Raw genomic sequence first — 14837 nt, 5'->3', positions numbered from 1 at the left:
CGGGTCGGCGGATCACCGGAGTCCGGCGGCGTAGTCGGCGAAGCGCTCGTCGACCTGCTCCGGGGTGAGGCCGAAGTCCGCGAGCGAGTACCGGTGGGCGGGTTTCGCGGCGCCGGTGGAGCTCTCGCCGTGGAGCCTCGTCATGGCGGCGCGGGCGTCGCCGGTGAACGGCAGCCCGAACCGCGCGTAGACGGACTCGACCGTGCCGATCGGGTCGCGGACGAAGTCGTCGTAGTGGACGTCCGCGAACCGCGCGGGGTCGTGGCGCGCCCGTTCGGCGCGGAACAGGTCGAGGCCCCGGCCCCACAGGTCGAGCTGGTCGCGGCCGATCACGGGGCCGGCGAACACGTCCGACCATCCGGCGGTGGCGTGCGCGGCCAGGCTGCACATCGACGCCATCGCGGTGCGCGGCGTGCGGTGCGTCTGGACGATCAGCGCGTCGGGATAGACCTCCAGCAGCGCGTCCAGCGCGAACAGGTGGCTGGGGTTCTTCAGCACCCAGCGCCGTCCGGGATCGTTCAGGCCGATGAGCTGGAGGTTGCGCCGGTGCCTGCGGTAGGCGTCCGTCCAGTCCTGCCCGGCGAGCCACGACGAGTAGCCCGGCAGGTGCGCCAGGCACTCGAACGAGATCGACAGCATGCTCTGGCGGAGCAGCTGCCAGCACTCCTCGACGGAGTCCGCCGAGATGTAGTGGACGCCCATGAACTCGGGGTTCTCCACGTGGTGCCGCCGGTACCCGGCGTCGATCGCCTGGAAGACCGGGTCGCCGGCCCAGGTCTCGCGCGGCGGGCGCGGCTGCGGCACCTCGGCCAGCCACAGGTCGAGGCCCTGGTGCGCGGGGTCGGCGGTGAGCAGCCGGTGCAGGGCCGTGGTCCCGGTGCGGGGCAGGCCGGTCACGAAGATCGGCCGTTCGACGGGGACGTCCGCGTGGCCGGGGTGCCGCCGCCAGGCCGCCTCGGAGTACTGCCGGGCGACCAGGGCGCCGCGCAGCATCGCGCGCTGCGCCCTGTTGCCGAGCGGGGTGAGCCCGGCCTCCCCGGCGAGCGACTCCAGCAGCACCTTCAGCCCTTCGAGGTACTCGTCGCCGCCGAAGTCGTCCGAGCCGGTGATCCTGGCGGCCGAGGCGTGCAGGTCCTCGACGGTCCCCACGCTGTCGCGACCGTTCGTCATCGGTCCGTCCCTTCCTAGTGGTGCCACTCGCCGGAGTTGACGTCCAGGCACTGGCCGGTGACGGCGCGGGCCAGCGGCGACAGCATGAACACGGCGGCGTCGGCGACCTCGTCGGGCTCGGGCAGCTTGCGCAGGTCGGTCGTCGCGGCGTTCTCGTCGTAGACCTGCTGCGCCGTCACGCCGCGCTTCTCCGCGAGGTGGTGGAAGTACCACTTGAGGTTGGGCGCCCAGATGTAGCCGGGCGCGATCGTGTTGACGCGGATCCCGCGCGGCCCGAGCTCGGTGGCCAGGTTCTGCGCCATCGCCAGCAGTGCCGCCTTGGCCATCTTGTAGGCGCCAAACGTCCGGCGGGAGTGCCGCAGCACCGCCGAGTTGATCATGACGACGGAGCCGCGGGAGTCCTCCAGCGCCGGGACGAACAGCCGGGTCAGGTGGAGCGCGGCGAGGACGTTGGTCTCGAAGCCCGCCCGCACCGCATCGAGGTCGACCTTCGTCAGGTCGGTCAGCGGCGGGGTGGCGAAGGCGTTGTTGACCAGGCCGTCCACCCGGCCGAACGCCTCCCGCGCGGCCGCGGCCAGCCGCTCGCAGGCCGCCGCGTCCCGGATGTCGGTCGGGACGGTCGCGGTCCGCCGCCCGAGGTCCTCGACCTCCTTGGCGACCTCGGCGAGCCGCTCCTCGTTGCGCGCGGCGAGCACGACGTCGGCCCCGGCCTTCGCGCACTGGAGCGCGAGCCCCCGGCCGAGCCCCGGGCCCACGCCGGAGACGACGACGACCTTGCCCTCCAGCAGTCCGGCGCCCATCAGCCCAGCATCCTCTTCGCCACGGCGGTCTGGCGGGCGGCGATCCGCTCCGCCCACTCCCGCCTCCCGACGCGCTGGCTCTCGTGGAAGGGCAGGGCGCGCGGGAGGTCCGCGAACGGGACGACCTCGACGCTCGGCCCGTCCTCGGGTGTGAGGTCGCGGGCGAGCCTCTGCCAGCGGAACTGCAGGTAGCCGCGGCGGTGCCCGGTCCGCTCGATCCAGTTGGCGAGCCCCGGATCGTGCTCGCTGACGACGTACCGGATCATGCCGTCCTCGTCCACGCGGGCCTGGTCCGCGGTGAGGCTCGTCTGGTGGTTGATGTAGTCGAGCGAGACGTACCACATGCTGCCGAGCTGGAAGCCCTGGTAGGGCGCCACCTCACGATCGGCGGCTGGGCAGGTGACGACCATCACCTCGTCGTCGTCCAGGTCGTAGTGGCCGACGGACGAGAACTGCGTCGCCAGGCCGCCGGGCGTGGGCCGCGGCTCGGTCAGCGTGTTGACCGGCAACTGCAGGTAGTGCCATTCCGGGAAGGCCAGGAAGGTGCGGATCCGCGACACCAGCATCTTGCCCGCGATCTCGTACCGCCGGGCCATCCGGTCGGACGGGACCGGCAGCGGGGAGGTCCCGAGCGTGTCGGCCCGGTGGATGCGGATCTCGCCCGGCCTCTCGTTCTCCCAGTCGCTGAAGACCTCCCGCACGATGAGCATCGCGGAGCCGGGGGCGAGCGCGACGTAGCCGGGCCCGGCGTCCTCCCTCGGAGGGCCGAATCGCAGCCGGAACGTCCCGTCCTCGGCGATGTCCAGCTCGCGGTCGTCGAAGGCGGTGAGGCTGTCGGGCGACTTGGCCGGCGAGTAGTCGCCGTTCATGACCTGGAAACTGAGGTCGGCGGTCGTCCCCCGGCGCCCGGTCACGACGTATTCGGCGTCGTCCCGGATGTAGGCGTGGAAGTACAGCGTGTCGGGATTGTCGAGCCCGAGCTTGGTGTACGGCCCGGTCGACGACGCGAAGAACGGATAGTCCCGCTGGTAGGCGCCCACCATGTGCAGTGACGCCTTGATGCTGCCGGCCAGGTAGTCGAGGCCCTCGGCCAGGTCCTGGTCGGTCTTGACGTGCGGCGCGGCGCGGATGATCCGCTCCGCCTCCACGACCGCGTCGGCGAACGAGCGCGTCGCGGCGTCCGGGCGGTCGGTGCTGCCTTCGGCTGGATCGGTGGCCACCGGGCTCTCCTCGGGTCGCGGGCGCGAGGCCGTGCTCTGGCGGGAGGGAGACTAGAACGCGTTCTAAGCAGCGGGCAAAGACCGGGTCCCGCTCAATGGGAGGTCGTGAACTTCAGGCTCGGCGCGTCGTCCAGCGACACCATGTACTCGTAGGTCCGCCGGTGCCCGGTCCTCTCGACCCGCCATGCGCCGCCGTCCCGCCGGTAGACGTCGTGGTAGAAGGCGGCGCCCCGGATGAGCAGCCGGTCCGCCGGGAGGATGATCGTGTCGTCCAGCGACCAGATCCCGGTCGCCCGGTCCCCGTCGAGGTCGATCTCCGGGCAGCCGGCCGTGTGGGTGCTGATCTTGTCCGGTCCGAGGTTGGACCGCATGTACTCGACGATCGCGTCCCGCCCCTCCAGCCTGAGCGTCTCGCCCAGCACCGGCGTGTCGTACTCCGCCACCGCGTCCTCGGTGAACACCCCGGCGAACTCGTCCCACAGCTTGAGGTCGACGCACCGCAGGTACCGGTACTTGAGCCGCCGAATCTCTTCCAGCGCAACCAGATCCATGCGCCCCAGCCTCCTAGCTCCTCCGGCAAAACACAAGAACACGTTCTACCCATCGGGCCGGGCCCGCGGAAGGGGGTGCGCCGCTCCGGCGGGACCAAAGATCCGGCAAAAGGTCGGCATCGCCTGATCGGTGCCCGCCGCGCCGAGGCCAAGCGGACATGCGAGATCCACCAACTCCCCCGCGCCCGGATTCCGGTGCCCGGCAAGGGAAGCGCGCGATGGCGGCCGTGGAAACGCCTCCGCGCTCTTGAGAAGATCGGCCGTCCGCGGTCGCCGTTCCGGCCCGCCGGCCAGGATTACGCTGGTAGAGGTGATGGCACCGGTCATACTCGTGGTAGATCACGACGCGGGCTCGCGGCGGGTCCTCCTCGCCGACCTCACGCGACGGCTGGGCGAGGCGTTCACCGTGAAGGGCGCGAGTTCGCCCGGCGAGGCGTGCGACGCGCTGCGGGAGATGGCGCGGGCCGGGGAATCCGTCGCGCTGCTGATGGTGGACGACGCCTGCGCCGACGTCCTTCCGCGGGCGCACGAGCTGTATCCGAACGCCAGGCGCGTGCTGATGGTGGACCGCGACTACACCTCGACCAGTCCTGCCGTCCAGGCGATCGCGCTCGGGTCCGCCGACTACCACCTCGTCCGGCCGTGGACGAACGACGAGACGATGCACCGGGCGGTGAGCGAGTTCCTGTCCTCGTGGACGGAGGAGCAGGAACCGGCGTTCGAGCTGTTCCGCGTCGTCGCCGAGATGGACGACCCCCGGATGCTGCGGCTGCGCGACGTGATGGCGCGCTTCAACCTGCCGTTCGTCGTCCACCCGCCCGGCGGGGAGACCGGGCGGCGGCTGCTGGAGGAGGCCGGCGCCGACGCGTCGCGGCTGCCGGTGGTGGTCCGCTACGACGGCCGGGCGTACGTGGACCCGCAGGTCTCCGACCTCGCGTGCGCGATGGGCGTCAGCGTCGAGAACGACCTGGAGGTCTGCGACGTCGCCATCGTCGGCGCCGGGTCGGCCGGGCTCACGGCGGCCGTGTACGCGGCATCCGAGGGGCTCGACACCGTGCTGCTGGAACGGGCCTTCTCGGGCGGCCAGGCGGGGACCAGCCCGATGATCAGGAACTACCCCGGGTTCCCGCACGGCATCGCCGGGGGCTACCTGATGGAGCGCACCTGCGAGCAGGCGTGGCTGATGGGCGCGCACATCGTCTTCGCCCAGCAGGTCGTCGGCCTGGAGAGCCGCGGCGACCGGCGGGTGGTCCGCATGGCGGACGGCTCCGAGGTCAGCGCACGCGCGGTGCTGATCGCCACGGGCGTCGACTGGCGGCGGCTCGGCGTCCCCGGCCTGGAGGCCCTCGTCGGCTCCGGCGTGTTCTACGGCATGGCCGTGGGCGAGAGCCGCGCGATGCGGGGCCAGGACGTCTTCATCGTCGGCGCCGGGAACTCGGCGTGCCAGGGCGCGCTGCACCTGGCCAAGCACGCCCGCACGGTCACGCTCGTCGTCCGGGGCGACGGCCTGGCGAAGTCGGCGTCGACCTACCTGCTGCGCGCCATCGAGTCGACGCCGAACATCGTCGTCCGCCGGCGGACCGAGGTGACCGGATGCGGCGGAGGCGACCGCCTGCGGTCCCTGACGCTCGCCGACCGGGCGGCGGGCGCCACCGAGCGCGTCCCGGCCGCCGCGCTCTTCATCATGATCGGCGGCGAGCCGCACACGCGGTGGCTCCCGGACGGCATCGCCTGCGACGAGCAGGGCTACCTGCTCACGGGCCGCGAGATCGACGACCGGGCCCCGCCGCGCCGGGCCCTCGACCGGGACCCGATGCCGCTGGAGACGAGCATGCCCGGGGTCTTCGCCGCCGGAGACGTGCGCAAGGGCTCGATCAAGCGGGTCGCCTCGGCGGTGGGCGAGGGCGCCACGGCCGTCCGCTCGGTCCACGAGTACCTGTCCCTCTGAGCCGCTATGCCGGTTATCGACGGTTTTCGGGGACGGTTGGCGAATTCCGGGGACGGGAGCACTTCCGGCGCGGCACTCTGAGGCCGTCGAAACGGAAGCGCCTGTCCTGGAGAGTGGTCCTGTGGTCGACGGCTCGCTTGAGAACGTCCCGTCCGAAACGGCTGAGATCGCCGAGACACCGGAAGGGGAGGCGTCCTGGCTCGGGCGCGGCGTCGCGTTGTTCACGCCCGTGTTCGCCGTGGCGGCGGGGTGGCTCGCCGGTGCCGTGGCGCAGCTCGTGCCCGGAGCCCACCTCGACGAGACGCAGGTGACCACGTTCATGGTGGCCGCGTCGACCGCGGCGCTCGGATCCGGGTGGAAGTGGCTCCAGGGATGGCAGCAGCACGAGCGCCTCGTCGCCGACGGAAAGGCCGCGCCCGTGAAGAGCAGCCGGGAGCGGCGGCGTCGCCCGGCCAAATGAAACGGGCGCGCGGAAGGTAGGCATAGCTCTACCGCGAAGCGGGAGGCACGCCCACGGACAGGCCATGGCGCGCCCGGCAAAGTGTTCCGCAGATGCAGATTCCTCCTCGCCCCTGAGAAAGGCAGTCTCGTGGACACAGTTCTCGCCCGGCGCTTCACCGGATGGACCGGCCTCGCCTCCGCCGCCGCCCTCATCGTCGGGGTCCCGCTGTACTTCGTCTACTCGGGCTCGCCGCCGGACTCCAACGTCCTGTCCCGCCTCCTCCTGCAGATCCTGGCCCTCGGATTCCTGCTCCTCTTCGTGACGGGTTTCCGGGAACTGGTGAAGAGCGTCGACCCGCGTTACGAATGGGCGGGGAACTTCGCCTTCGCCGCCGGGATCGCCTACGTCGTCGTCACCCTCGTCTCCAGCGGGCTGGAGGGCGGAGCCGTCATCGCCGCGGACCGTCCGATCGACCCGACCATCTCCGTCAGCGGGACGTACATCCTGTACGGGTCCATCGGGCGCATGCTGCTGGCGTTCTTCCTGGTCGCGCTCGGATACGCGGTGCGGAAGACCGGCGCGCTGCCGGGCTGGACCGGCATGTCCGCCTACGTGCTGGCCGCGATCAACATCGCCTTCATCCCCTCGCTCTTCTTCGGCAACGAGCCGGCGTTCTTCTACGCCGCCAACGGCTGGGGCACCACCGCCTCGCTGGGCGCCATCCTCAGCTACTGGCTCCTGATGATGGGCGTCGTCGCCCTCCGCAGTGAGCGAGGCGCCGCCGGGCGCCTGGCGGCGGGGACGCACAGAGTCCGCGGCTGAATTCCGCGAGCAGGCCCGATGGCCGCCGAAGGCACACCGCCTCGGCGGCCATCGGGCTGCCGGCGACTTCTGCGCGCTGCCGGCCACTTCTGCGCAATCGGCGCCCGGGCCTGGCCGCCACAGGTTCATCCGCCGGCATTGCACGGTCGTCCCGCGTTCATCCGGCGGCCTTTTCCTGTCGCTAGTCATGGTCCGTGCGCGCCATTCTCGTGCTTCTGACTCTCGCACTCGCGCTCGTGGGATGCGCGACCGCCAGGGCCTCGATCCACCGCCAGGACGTCATCGTGATCGGGGTCAAGGCGGACCAGCCCGGGCTCGGGCTGAGGAAAAACGGGGTGTTCCAGGGGTTCGAGGTCGACGTGGGCGCCGACATCGCCCGCCGCCTCGGGGCGTCCCGGGTGACGTTCCGCGAGGTCAGGTCCGACGACCGGGAGCGACTGCTGAACCGGCGCGCCGTCGACCTGGTGCTCGCGTCCTACTCGATCACGCCGGACCGGGCCAGGCTCGTCGCCTTCGGCGGCCCCTACTACGTCGCCCACCAGGACGTCATGGTCCGGCGGGGCGAGACCCGCGTCCGCAGCGTGCGCGATCTCGCCGGGCGGAGGATGTGCCAGGCCAGCGGCTCGGTCTCGACCGAGCGGGTGGTGGTCGGTCTGAGCATCCCCGCCCGGCTCGTCCCGGGCTCGTCCTACAGCGACTGCGTGGCGAAGCTGCGGTCCGGGGCCGTGGACGCCATCTCCACCGGCGACCTGGTGCTCGCCGGGTTCGCGGCCCCCGACCTGAGGATCATCAACGCCCCTTTCACCGACGAGCGGTACGGGGTCGGGATGCGCAAGGACGACGCGGACGGCTGCGAGGCGGTGAACCGGGCCATCACGACGATGTACCAGGACGGGACGGCGGGCCGCCTGCTGGACAAGTGGTTCGGCAGGAGCGGGCTCACGCTCGTCCGCGAGGTCCCCGAGTTCGAGGGCTGCTCGTAATGTCGGCGCCCCTGGCTATGGTCGAGACGTGGCTGAGGACAGGGACGCTTGGGACGATCTCTTGGCGGCGGGCTTCCTGCACGCCCTGCGGGAGGCCCACCGCGAGGCGACGCTGGCCGTCTTCGGCGGGCTGAGCCGGGCGGCCGGGTTCACGGAGCGGACGTACGGGGTCGGCGCCTTCGACGCGCTGGCGTCGCAGATCGACCGGGTCTTCGAGGCCGAGCCGCAGGTCGTCCGCGACGATCTGAACGGCTCGCCCGGCTGGCGGTACGGGCCGTACCGCGTGCTGCTCAAGCGGCACGAGTTCGGGAACGTCAGGGGCATCCGGTGGGACCGCGACAGCCCCACCAAGCAGGCCGTGGCGCGGCAGACCTACGTCGAGGACCCGCAGCTCGCCCTCCCGCTGGGCGTCGGGCCGCGCGACACGCCCGGGGTCGTGACGCTGGTGCTCGCGCACAGCGCCACCGAGGCGCCGCTGGAGATGGAGCTCTTCCTGGGCCGCCCCCGGTGGAACGCCGACGGCGGCACCGCCTGGCACTGGGTCAGGCCCCTGGACGACACCATCGGGGCCGATCCACGTCGTAAGCTCGTCGAGCGGACGATGCCGCTGTGGGACGACCGGGAAGCGGACGTCCCGATGCGGCTCCGCGGGGAGACGAAGACGGCCTAGCAGAAGGTGGCGCGGGGTGCTGTTCGACTGCGAGCGGCTGACGCTCGCCCGGCGGCTCAGGGGCCTGCGCAAGAACCAGCTCGCGCAGGCCGTGGGGACGACGCCGAAGGCGATCGGGCAGTACGAGGCGGGCGTGCAGAGGCCCGAGGAGACGACGGTGCGGCGGCTGGCGATCGCGCTGGGCGTGCCCGTCGAGTTCTTCCAGAGCGGCCGCAGCCCGGTCTCCATGGACGGGGCCCACTTCCGGTCGCTCCGGTCGACGACGCAGATCGAGCGCGACCAGGCGCTCGCCTACGGGCGGATCGCCACCGACGTCGTCGCCGTCCTCGAAAGGCTCGTCGACCTTCCCGAGGTCGACCTTCCCGAGTACCCGGTCTCGCCGGAGGAGATCGCCGGCCCGGGGCCCGCCGAGGCCGCCAGGCTGACCAGGAAGGCGCTGGTCGAGCGGGCCGGGCCGGTGCCGCACGTCGTCCGGCTGCTGGAGTCCCACGGCGTGATCGTCCTCGTGCTGCCGCGGGCGGCCGAGCGCGTGGACGCGTTCAGCGTCGGCGTCCACCCGAGGCCGATGGTGTTCTTCAACCCCGCCAAGGGCGACTACTGGCGCAACCGGTTCGACGCGGCCCACGAGCTGGGCCACCTGGTGATGCACGCCGACGCCGAGCCCGGCGAGAAGATCGTCGAGGACCAGGCGCACCGGTTCGCGGCGGAGTTCCTCATGCCGGAGGCCGACATCGCCGGCGAGCTGCCCGCGGGCCCCGACTGGGACCGGCTCGCGCGGCTGAAGGCGTCCTGGGGCGTCAGCATGGCGGCGCTGCTCTACCGGGCCCGCACGCTCGGGATCATGAAGGAGCCGGTGTACCGCGACGCGATGAGCACGCTGAGCTCGCGCGGCTGGCGGCGTCAGGAGCCCGGCCCGGCCCGCCCGCTGGAGCAGCCGACGATGCTGACCCGCGCGCTGGAGGTCGTGGAGGGCGCCGGCACGGATCGTGACCGGATCGCCGGGGACGCCCGGGTCACCCGCGCCGATCTGGACCTGCTCGTCCCGCGCCGGTGACCCCTTCTGGAACGCTCCGGCCCGCGCTCAACACAATGGCGTGATTGGTAAAGCGGCTGCGCCGGATACGTATCTCTGTCGAGAGGTCTCCTGCGCGTTCACGATTGCCTGTGAGACCCTCCGAGAGTGTTGCCGGACCAACGTACGGAACGCTGGAGACCTGGTGCTTGACAATCGGCTGGCGAGTCCCACCGCGCTGCGCATGCAGCTCGGGGCGCGGTTACGGCGGATGCGCGAGGAGCGCGGTCTCAGCCGGGTGGAGGCGGGCGAGGCGATCCGCGGCTCGGCGTCCAAGATGAGCAGGCTGGAGCTCGGACGGCACGGCTTCAAGATCCGCGACGTGCTCGACCTGCTCACCCTCTACGGCGTCGAGGACGAGGACGAGCGGAATGGCTTCGTGCAACTCGTCCGGGAGGCCAGGAAGCCCGGCTGGTGGCAGGGCTACGGCGATATCGTGCCGAGCTGGTTCGAGCAGTATCTCGGCCTGGAACAGTCGGCGGCGACGATTCGCACTTACGAGGTGCAATACGTTCCCGGCCTTCTCCAAACACGCGACTACGCGCGGGCCGTCATCGGCCTGGAGCACCATGACGCGGCCTACGGGGGCCTCGAACGGCGCCTGTCCCTCCGGATGCGGCGGCAGGAGATCCTGCACCGCCCGACCGGCGCGACGACGCTCTGGGCGGTGATCGACGAGGCGGCGCTGCGGAGGCCGATCGGCGGGCCGCGGACGATGCGCGGCCAGATCGAGCACCTGATCGCGGTGTCGGAGGGCATGCCCAACGTGAAGGTGCAGGTCCTGCCGTTCGCGGCGGGCGGGCACCTGGCGCTGGGCGGCCCGATCACCATCGTGCGGTTCGCCGAGTACGACCTGGACGACGTGGTCTACCTGGAGCAGCTGACCGGCGCCCGCTACCCGGAGGGCCAGGAGGCCGTCCGCTACCAGAAGATCATCGATCTGCTGGGCATCCGCGCGGCCCGCCCCGCCCGCACCACGACCTTCCTCAGGGACCTGCTCGACGAGCTCTGATCCCCCGTCGGGACGAGCGACTTCCCCCTCCGGCGGGAGGGGCGCCGCCCCCCGCGCTCACTACCGTCCCCCGTGACGTGGAAGACGATCCGGCGGGCGGCGGGAATGGACGGTTCAGCGACGATCATCGCGTTCCTCATCGGAACGGCGATCAACACCTGGGTCATGGCGTACGGGGCGAGGAGCCTGCTCGACACCCGGTTCCCCCTGTTCCGGACGCTCGTGGCGGGCGCGGTCGGGCAGGCGGTCGCCAGCCCGATCATCAGCGCGCTGATCGGCGACGTGCGCGCGGACCGGGAGCCCGCGGCCCTGACCTGGCTCGCCTGCCTCGGCTTCGCGTGCGCGCTCCTCGTCTCGATGACGATCCTGGTCCTGTGGGAGGCGTTCGTCCCGACCGGGACGGTGCCGTCGCCGCTCCACTGGTTCGGCGCCGTCCGGTCGCGGATCGCCCGGACCCGCCGGTACCGGCGCATCTCGTTCATCTTCCTGCGCCACGGCCTCGGTCCGTACCTGCGCGGACGCGCGCGCCCGAGCGCCCGCACCGCGCGCTCGTTCACGCACGCCCTCGAACAGGGCGGCGTCGTGTTCGTCAAGCTCGGCCAGGTCCTGTCGACCCGGCGGGACGTGCTGCCGCCGGAGTTCACCCGGGAACTGGGGCGGCTGCAGGACTGCGCCACACCGGTCCCGTGGCCGCAGATCGAACGCGTCCTCCACGAGGAGCTCGGCGACACGCGCGGCGTCTTCGCCTCCTTCGACCGGACCCCGCTCGCCGCCGCGTCCATCGCGCAGGTGCACCGGGCCACGCTCCGGTCCGGCGAGGAGGTCGTCGTCAAGATCCAGCGGCCGGGCGTCCGCGCGGTGGTCGAACGCGACCTCGACATCGTCGGCCGCCTCGCCCGGACGCTCCACGAGCGCGCCGGATGGGCCAGGTCGTTCGGCGTCGTCGACCTCGCGGACGGCTTCGCGAGCGCGCTGCGCGAGGAACTCGACTTCCGCGTCGAGGCCCGCAACATGGCCTCGGTCGCGGCGACCGCCCGCACCGGCGACGTCGTCGTCCCCCGTCCCCACGACGATTTCTGCACGGGCCGCGTCCTCGTCATGCAGCGCCTGGACGGGGTCGCGCTCAGCAAGGCCGGCCCGCGCGTCGACTCCGCCGGGCTCGACCGGACCGCCCTCGCGCGCACCCTCCTTGACACGGTGCTGCGCCAGATCGTCCTGGACGGCGTCTTCCACGCCGACCCGCACCCCGGCAACATCCTGCTGCTCGACGACGGCCGCCTCGGCCTGATCGACTTCGGCTCGGTCGGACGGCTCGACACCGAGCTGCGCGGCTGCCTCCAGCGCATGCTCATCGCCCTGAACCGGGGCGACGCGGTCGCGGTGACGGACGCGTTCCTGGAGGTCGTGGCCCGTCCGGACGAGCTGGACGAGCAGGCCCTCGCCCGCGCGCTCGGCGCCTTCATGGCCCGCCACCTCGGCCCGGGGACCAGCCCGGACATGGCCATGTTCACCGACCTGTTCCGGCTGGTCGCACGGTTCGACCTCGCGGTCCCGGCCGAGATCGCGGCGGTCTTCCGGGCGCTCGCGACGCTGGAGGGCGGCCTGAGCGAGCTCGCCCCCGGGTTCGCGATCGTCACCGAGGCCCACACGTTCGGCGAGTCCTACCTGCGGGAACGGCTCCGGCCCGGCTCGCTGCGCGAGGCCGCGAACGACGAACTGCTCAGCCTGCTGCCGATGCTGCGCCGCCTCCCCCGCCGCCTGGACCGCATCACCGCCGCGGCGGAGGCGGGCCGCCTGAGCGTGAACGTCCGCCTGTTCTCCGACGAGTCCGACCGCCGCACGGTCACCGGCCTCCTCCAGCAGGTGCTGCTCACCATCCTCGCGTCGACCGCCGGCGTGATGGCGGTCATGCTGCTGGGCCTGCGCGACGGCCCCGCGATGACCCGCGACGTGACCCTCTTCCAGTTCTTCGGCTACTGCGGCCTGGTCATCTGCTCGGTCCTCTCCCTGCGCGTCCTGGCGGTGATCTTCCGCCGCTGATCGAACATGTGTTTGACCAGGACGGGTACAGTGGAGGAATGTTCCAAGGGTCGTTGCTGGACAGCACGGACGAGAGCGGTCCGCGGTCTCTGGACGCCGTGCGGCGGACGCCGCTGGAGCACGGCGCCTGGGTCGACGTCCTGCCCGGATGGATCCCCAACGCCGACGCGCTGTTCGAGCGGTTGCTCACGTCCGTCCCGTGGCGGGCCGAGCGGCGGCGCATGTACGACAGGGTGGTGGACGTCCCGCGCCTCCTGGCGTTCTACGACGAGAACGCGGAACTGCCCGATCCCGTCCTGGACGAGGCGAAGGCGGCGCTCGACGAGCATTACGCCGGGGAACTCGGCGAGCCGTTCCGGACGGCCGGTCTCTGCCTCTACCGCGACGGGCGCGACAGCGTGGCCTGGCACGGCGACACCATCGGGCGCGGCGCCACGCACGACACGATGGTGGCGATCCTGTCGGTCGGCACCCCGAGGAGCCTGCTGCTCCGTCCGCGCGGCGGCGGGCCGGCGATCCGCCGCGACCTGGGCCACGGCGACCTCATCGTCATGGGCGGGAGCTGCCAGCGGACGTGGGAGCACGCGATCCCGAAGAGCGCCCGCGTGACGGGCCCCCGGATCAGCGTCCAGTTCCGTCCGCGCGGGGTCCGCTGAGCGAGGCGAGCACGGATCGCCTCATGGCACCATGAACGGTGATTCGTGAGGAGGCCCGTTGCAGCGTCTGGTCGTGTCACACTCCTCCCCCCGGGCGTATCGGACAGTGCTGGAGGCGTTGCAGGCGCCGCTGCCGTACGGCGCCGGGAGGCACATCCTGATCGAGCCGGGGGCCTATCCCAACACCGGCTTCCACTGTCCCGACGATTTCGTCATGACGGCCGTGGGCGGCCCGGGCTCGGTCACGTTGGACGGCGCCACGAACGCGACGGTCGAGGTCACCGGAAAAGTGACCCTCCAGGGGCTGACCGTCCGCAACTGGAGCGACGATGGCCTCGCGCTGGACGCCGCGGAAGGCAGCGTCCTGGCGGAGCACTGCGAGTTCATGACCCGCTCCGACGTGGCCGTGCGCGCGGCCAGCGGCGCGCAACTGGCGCTGATGGGGTGCCGGGTGCTGGACGGCGCGGTCGTGTACGCCGCCGCGTCCGGGGTCATGGAGAGCACCAGCGTCAGCGGGACCGAGGGCAACGCGGTGGCGATCCGCAGCGGCAGCACGGTGACCCTACGGTCGTGCCAGGTCAACGAGGCGGGCGGGCACGGCATCTGGGTGACCGAGGGGTCGCGCCCGCTGATCGAGCAGTGCACGATCAGCGGGCCGGAGGGCGCCGGGATCCGGGTGGACGACCACGCGGACGCGGCGGTCCGCAACTGCGCGTTCCACGGCTCGCGCGGGTCGTCCCTGATCGTCCTGGAGAAGGGCAGGGCCGTCGCGGAGGACTGCCTGATCGAGGACCCGCACCTGGACGCGCTGTGGGTGGCGACCGGCGGCTCCCTGACCGCGCGGCGGATCAAGATGGAGTCGCCGCGGCGGACCGGCGTGGTCGTCGAGAAGGGCGTCGCGCTGCTGGAGGACTGCGAGGTCACGGGGGCGAGCACCAACGGCCTGTCGTTCGTCGCGCACGCGGACGTCACGGTCGTCCGGGGCCGGATCGCCGGCGCGGGGAAGGTCGGCGCGGGGCTCGGCTCCGGCGCGCGCGCCGTACTGGACGGGATGACGATCAGCGGCAGCGGGCTCGCCGGCGTGAGCGTGGATTCGGGCGGCCGGCTCACCCTCCGCGACTGCACGGTGGTGGACACCCGCGGCGCGGGCGTGGTCGCCGACCGGGGCGCGCACCTGGACGTGAGCGGCCTCGTCAGCGAGCGCAACCAGAAGCCGGACAGGCTCGACCCGAACGCGAACGGCACGACGACCGCGCAGGTCGTCGAGCCCGCGGTGGCCGACGAGCCCCAGCCGAAGCAGGAGCCCGCGACCGCGCCGCCGACCGGAGAAGGAACCGGCGGGCCGTCCGCCGACGTGCTGCTGGGCCGGTTGGAGGCGATGGTGGGTCTCGCGGGGGTGAAGCGTGAGATCCGGAAGGTGACCAATCTTCAGAAGGTGGCCGAGCAGCGGC

General features: G+C 72.1%; 14 protein-coding genes. 10 read left to right on the top strand and 4 right to left on the bottom strand.

Annotated features, from left to right (window positions below):
* Window positions 1-12: 12 nt before the first annotated feature.
* The 4 genes from AB0C69_RS03385 to AB0C69_RS03370 form a co-directional block, all read right to left on the bottom strand.
* A complete protein-coding gene (locus tag AB0C69_RS03385; RefSeq protein ID WP_360349173.1) occupies window positions 13-1170 on the bottom strand; it encodes a sulfotransferase in 1158 nt (385 codons plus the stop codon).
* 14 nt (window positions 1171-1184) lie between these two features.
* Window positions 1185-1970, bottom strand: coding sequence for an SDR family oxidoreductase (locus AB0C69_RS03380; RefSeq protein WP_353831027.1), 786 nt, complete (start codon window positions 1968-1970; stop codon window positions 1185-1187).
* On the bottom strand, window positions 1970-3190 hold the full coding sequence (locus tag AB0C69_RS03375; RefSeq protein WP_360349170.1) for a hypothetical protein: 1221 nt from the start codon (window positions 3188-3190) through the stop codon (window positions 1970-1972). The genes AB0C69_RS03380 and AB0C69_RS03375 overlap by 1 nt, the downstream gene beginning before the upstream one ends.
* Before the next feature lie 92 nt (window positions 3191-3282).
* A complete protein-coding gene (locus tag AB0C69_RS03370; protein WP_360349167.1) occupies window positions 3283-3741 on the bottom strand; it encodes a nuclear transport factor 2 family protein in 459 nt (152 codons plus the stop codon).
* A gap of 313 nt (window positions 3742-4054) precedes the next feature.
* Here AB0C69_RS03370 and AB0C69_RS03365 point away from each other — a divergent pair, with 313 nt between their 5' ends.
* The 10 genes from AB0C69_RS03365 to AB0C69_RS03320 all read left to right on the top strand — a co-directional run.
* A complete protein-coding gene (locus AB0C69_RS03365) occupies window positions 4055-5689 on the top strand; it encodes an FAD-dependent oxidoreductase (protein ID WP_360349164.1) in 1635 nt (544 codons plus the stop codon).
* Window positions 5690-5810: 121 nt separating this feature from the next.
* Complete coding sequence (locus AB0C69_RS03360) at window positions 5811-6149, top strand: hypothetical protein (protein ID WP_345178103.1); 339 nt, start codon at window positions 5811-5813, stop codon at window positions 6147-6149.
* Between the two features lie 129 nt (window positions 6150-6278).
* Complete coding sequence (locus AB0C69_RS03355) at window positions 6279-6953, top strand: hypothetical protein (protein WP_360349161.1); 675 nt, start codon at window positions 6279-6281, stop codon at window positions 6951-6953.
* 236 nt (window positions 6954-7189) lie between these two features.
* On the top strand, window positions 7190-7936 hold the full coding sequence (locus AB0C69_RS03350) for a glutamate ABC transporter substrate-binding protein (RefSeq protein WP_360349158.1): 747 nt from the start codon (window positions 7190-7192) through the stop codon (window positions 7934-7936).
* A gap of 28 nt (window positions 7937-7964) precedes the next feature.
* Complete coding sequence (locus tag AB0C69_RS03345; RefSeq protein ID WP_360349155.1) at window positions 7965-8606, top strand: hypothetical protein; 642 nt, start codon at window positions 7965-7967, stop codon at window positions 8604-8606.
* Between the two features lie 16 nt (window positions 8607-8622).
* Window positions 8623-9660 carry an XRE family transcriptional regulator gene (locus AB0C69_RS03340; protein ID WP_360349153.1) on the top strand — a complete coding sequence of 346 codons (1038 nt, stop codon included), beginning with the start codon at window positions 8623-8625 and terminating at the stop codon, window positions 9658-9660.
* 163 nt (window positions 9661-9823) lie between these two features.
* Window positions 9824-10690: a helix-turn-helix transcriptional regulator gene (locus AB0C69_RS03335; protein ID WP_345178096.1), complete on the top strand. Its 867-nt coding sequence runs from the start codon at window positions 9824-9826 to the stop codon at window positions 10688-10690.
* Window positions 10691-10795: 105 nt separating this feature from the next.
* Entirely contained in the window at window positions 10796-12730 is a 1935-nt protein-coding gene (locus tag AB0C69_RS03330; protein WP_360349150.1) for an AarF/UbiB family protein, read from the top strand.
* Between the two features lie 38 nt (window positions 12731-12768).
* On the top strand, window positions 12769-13386 hold the full coding sequence (locus tag AB0C69_RS03325; protein WP_345178092.1) for an alpha-ketoglutarate-dependent dioxygenase AlkB: 618 nt from the start codon (window positions 12769-12771) through the stop codon (window positions 13384-13386).
* Window positions 13387-13459: 73 nt separating this feature from the next.
* On the top strand, window positions 13460-14837 hold a 1378-nt coding region (locus AB0C69_RS03320), incomplete at its 3' end, for a right-handed parallel beta-helix repeat-containing protein (RefSeq protein ID WP_360349147.1).

Source organism: Actinomadura sp. NPDC048032 (assembly GCF_040653175.1).
In the GTDB taxonomy this organism is placed as follows: Bacteria; Actinomycetota; Actinomycetes; order Streptosporangiales; family Streptosporangiaceae; genus Spirillospora; species Spirillospora verrucosospora.
This window is presented reverse-complemented; position numbering and strand designations above follow the sequence as displayed.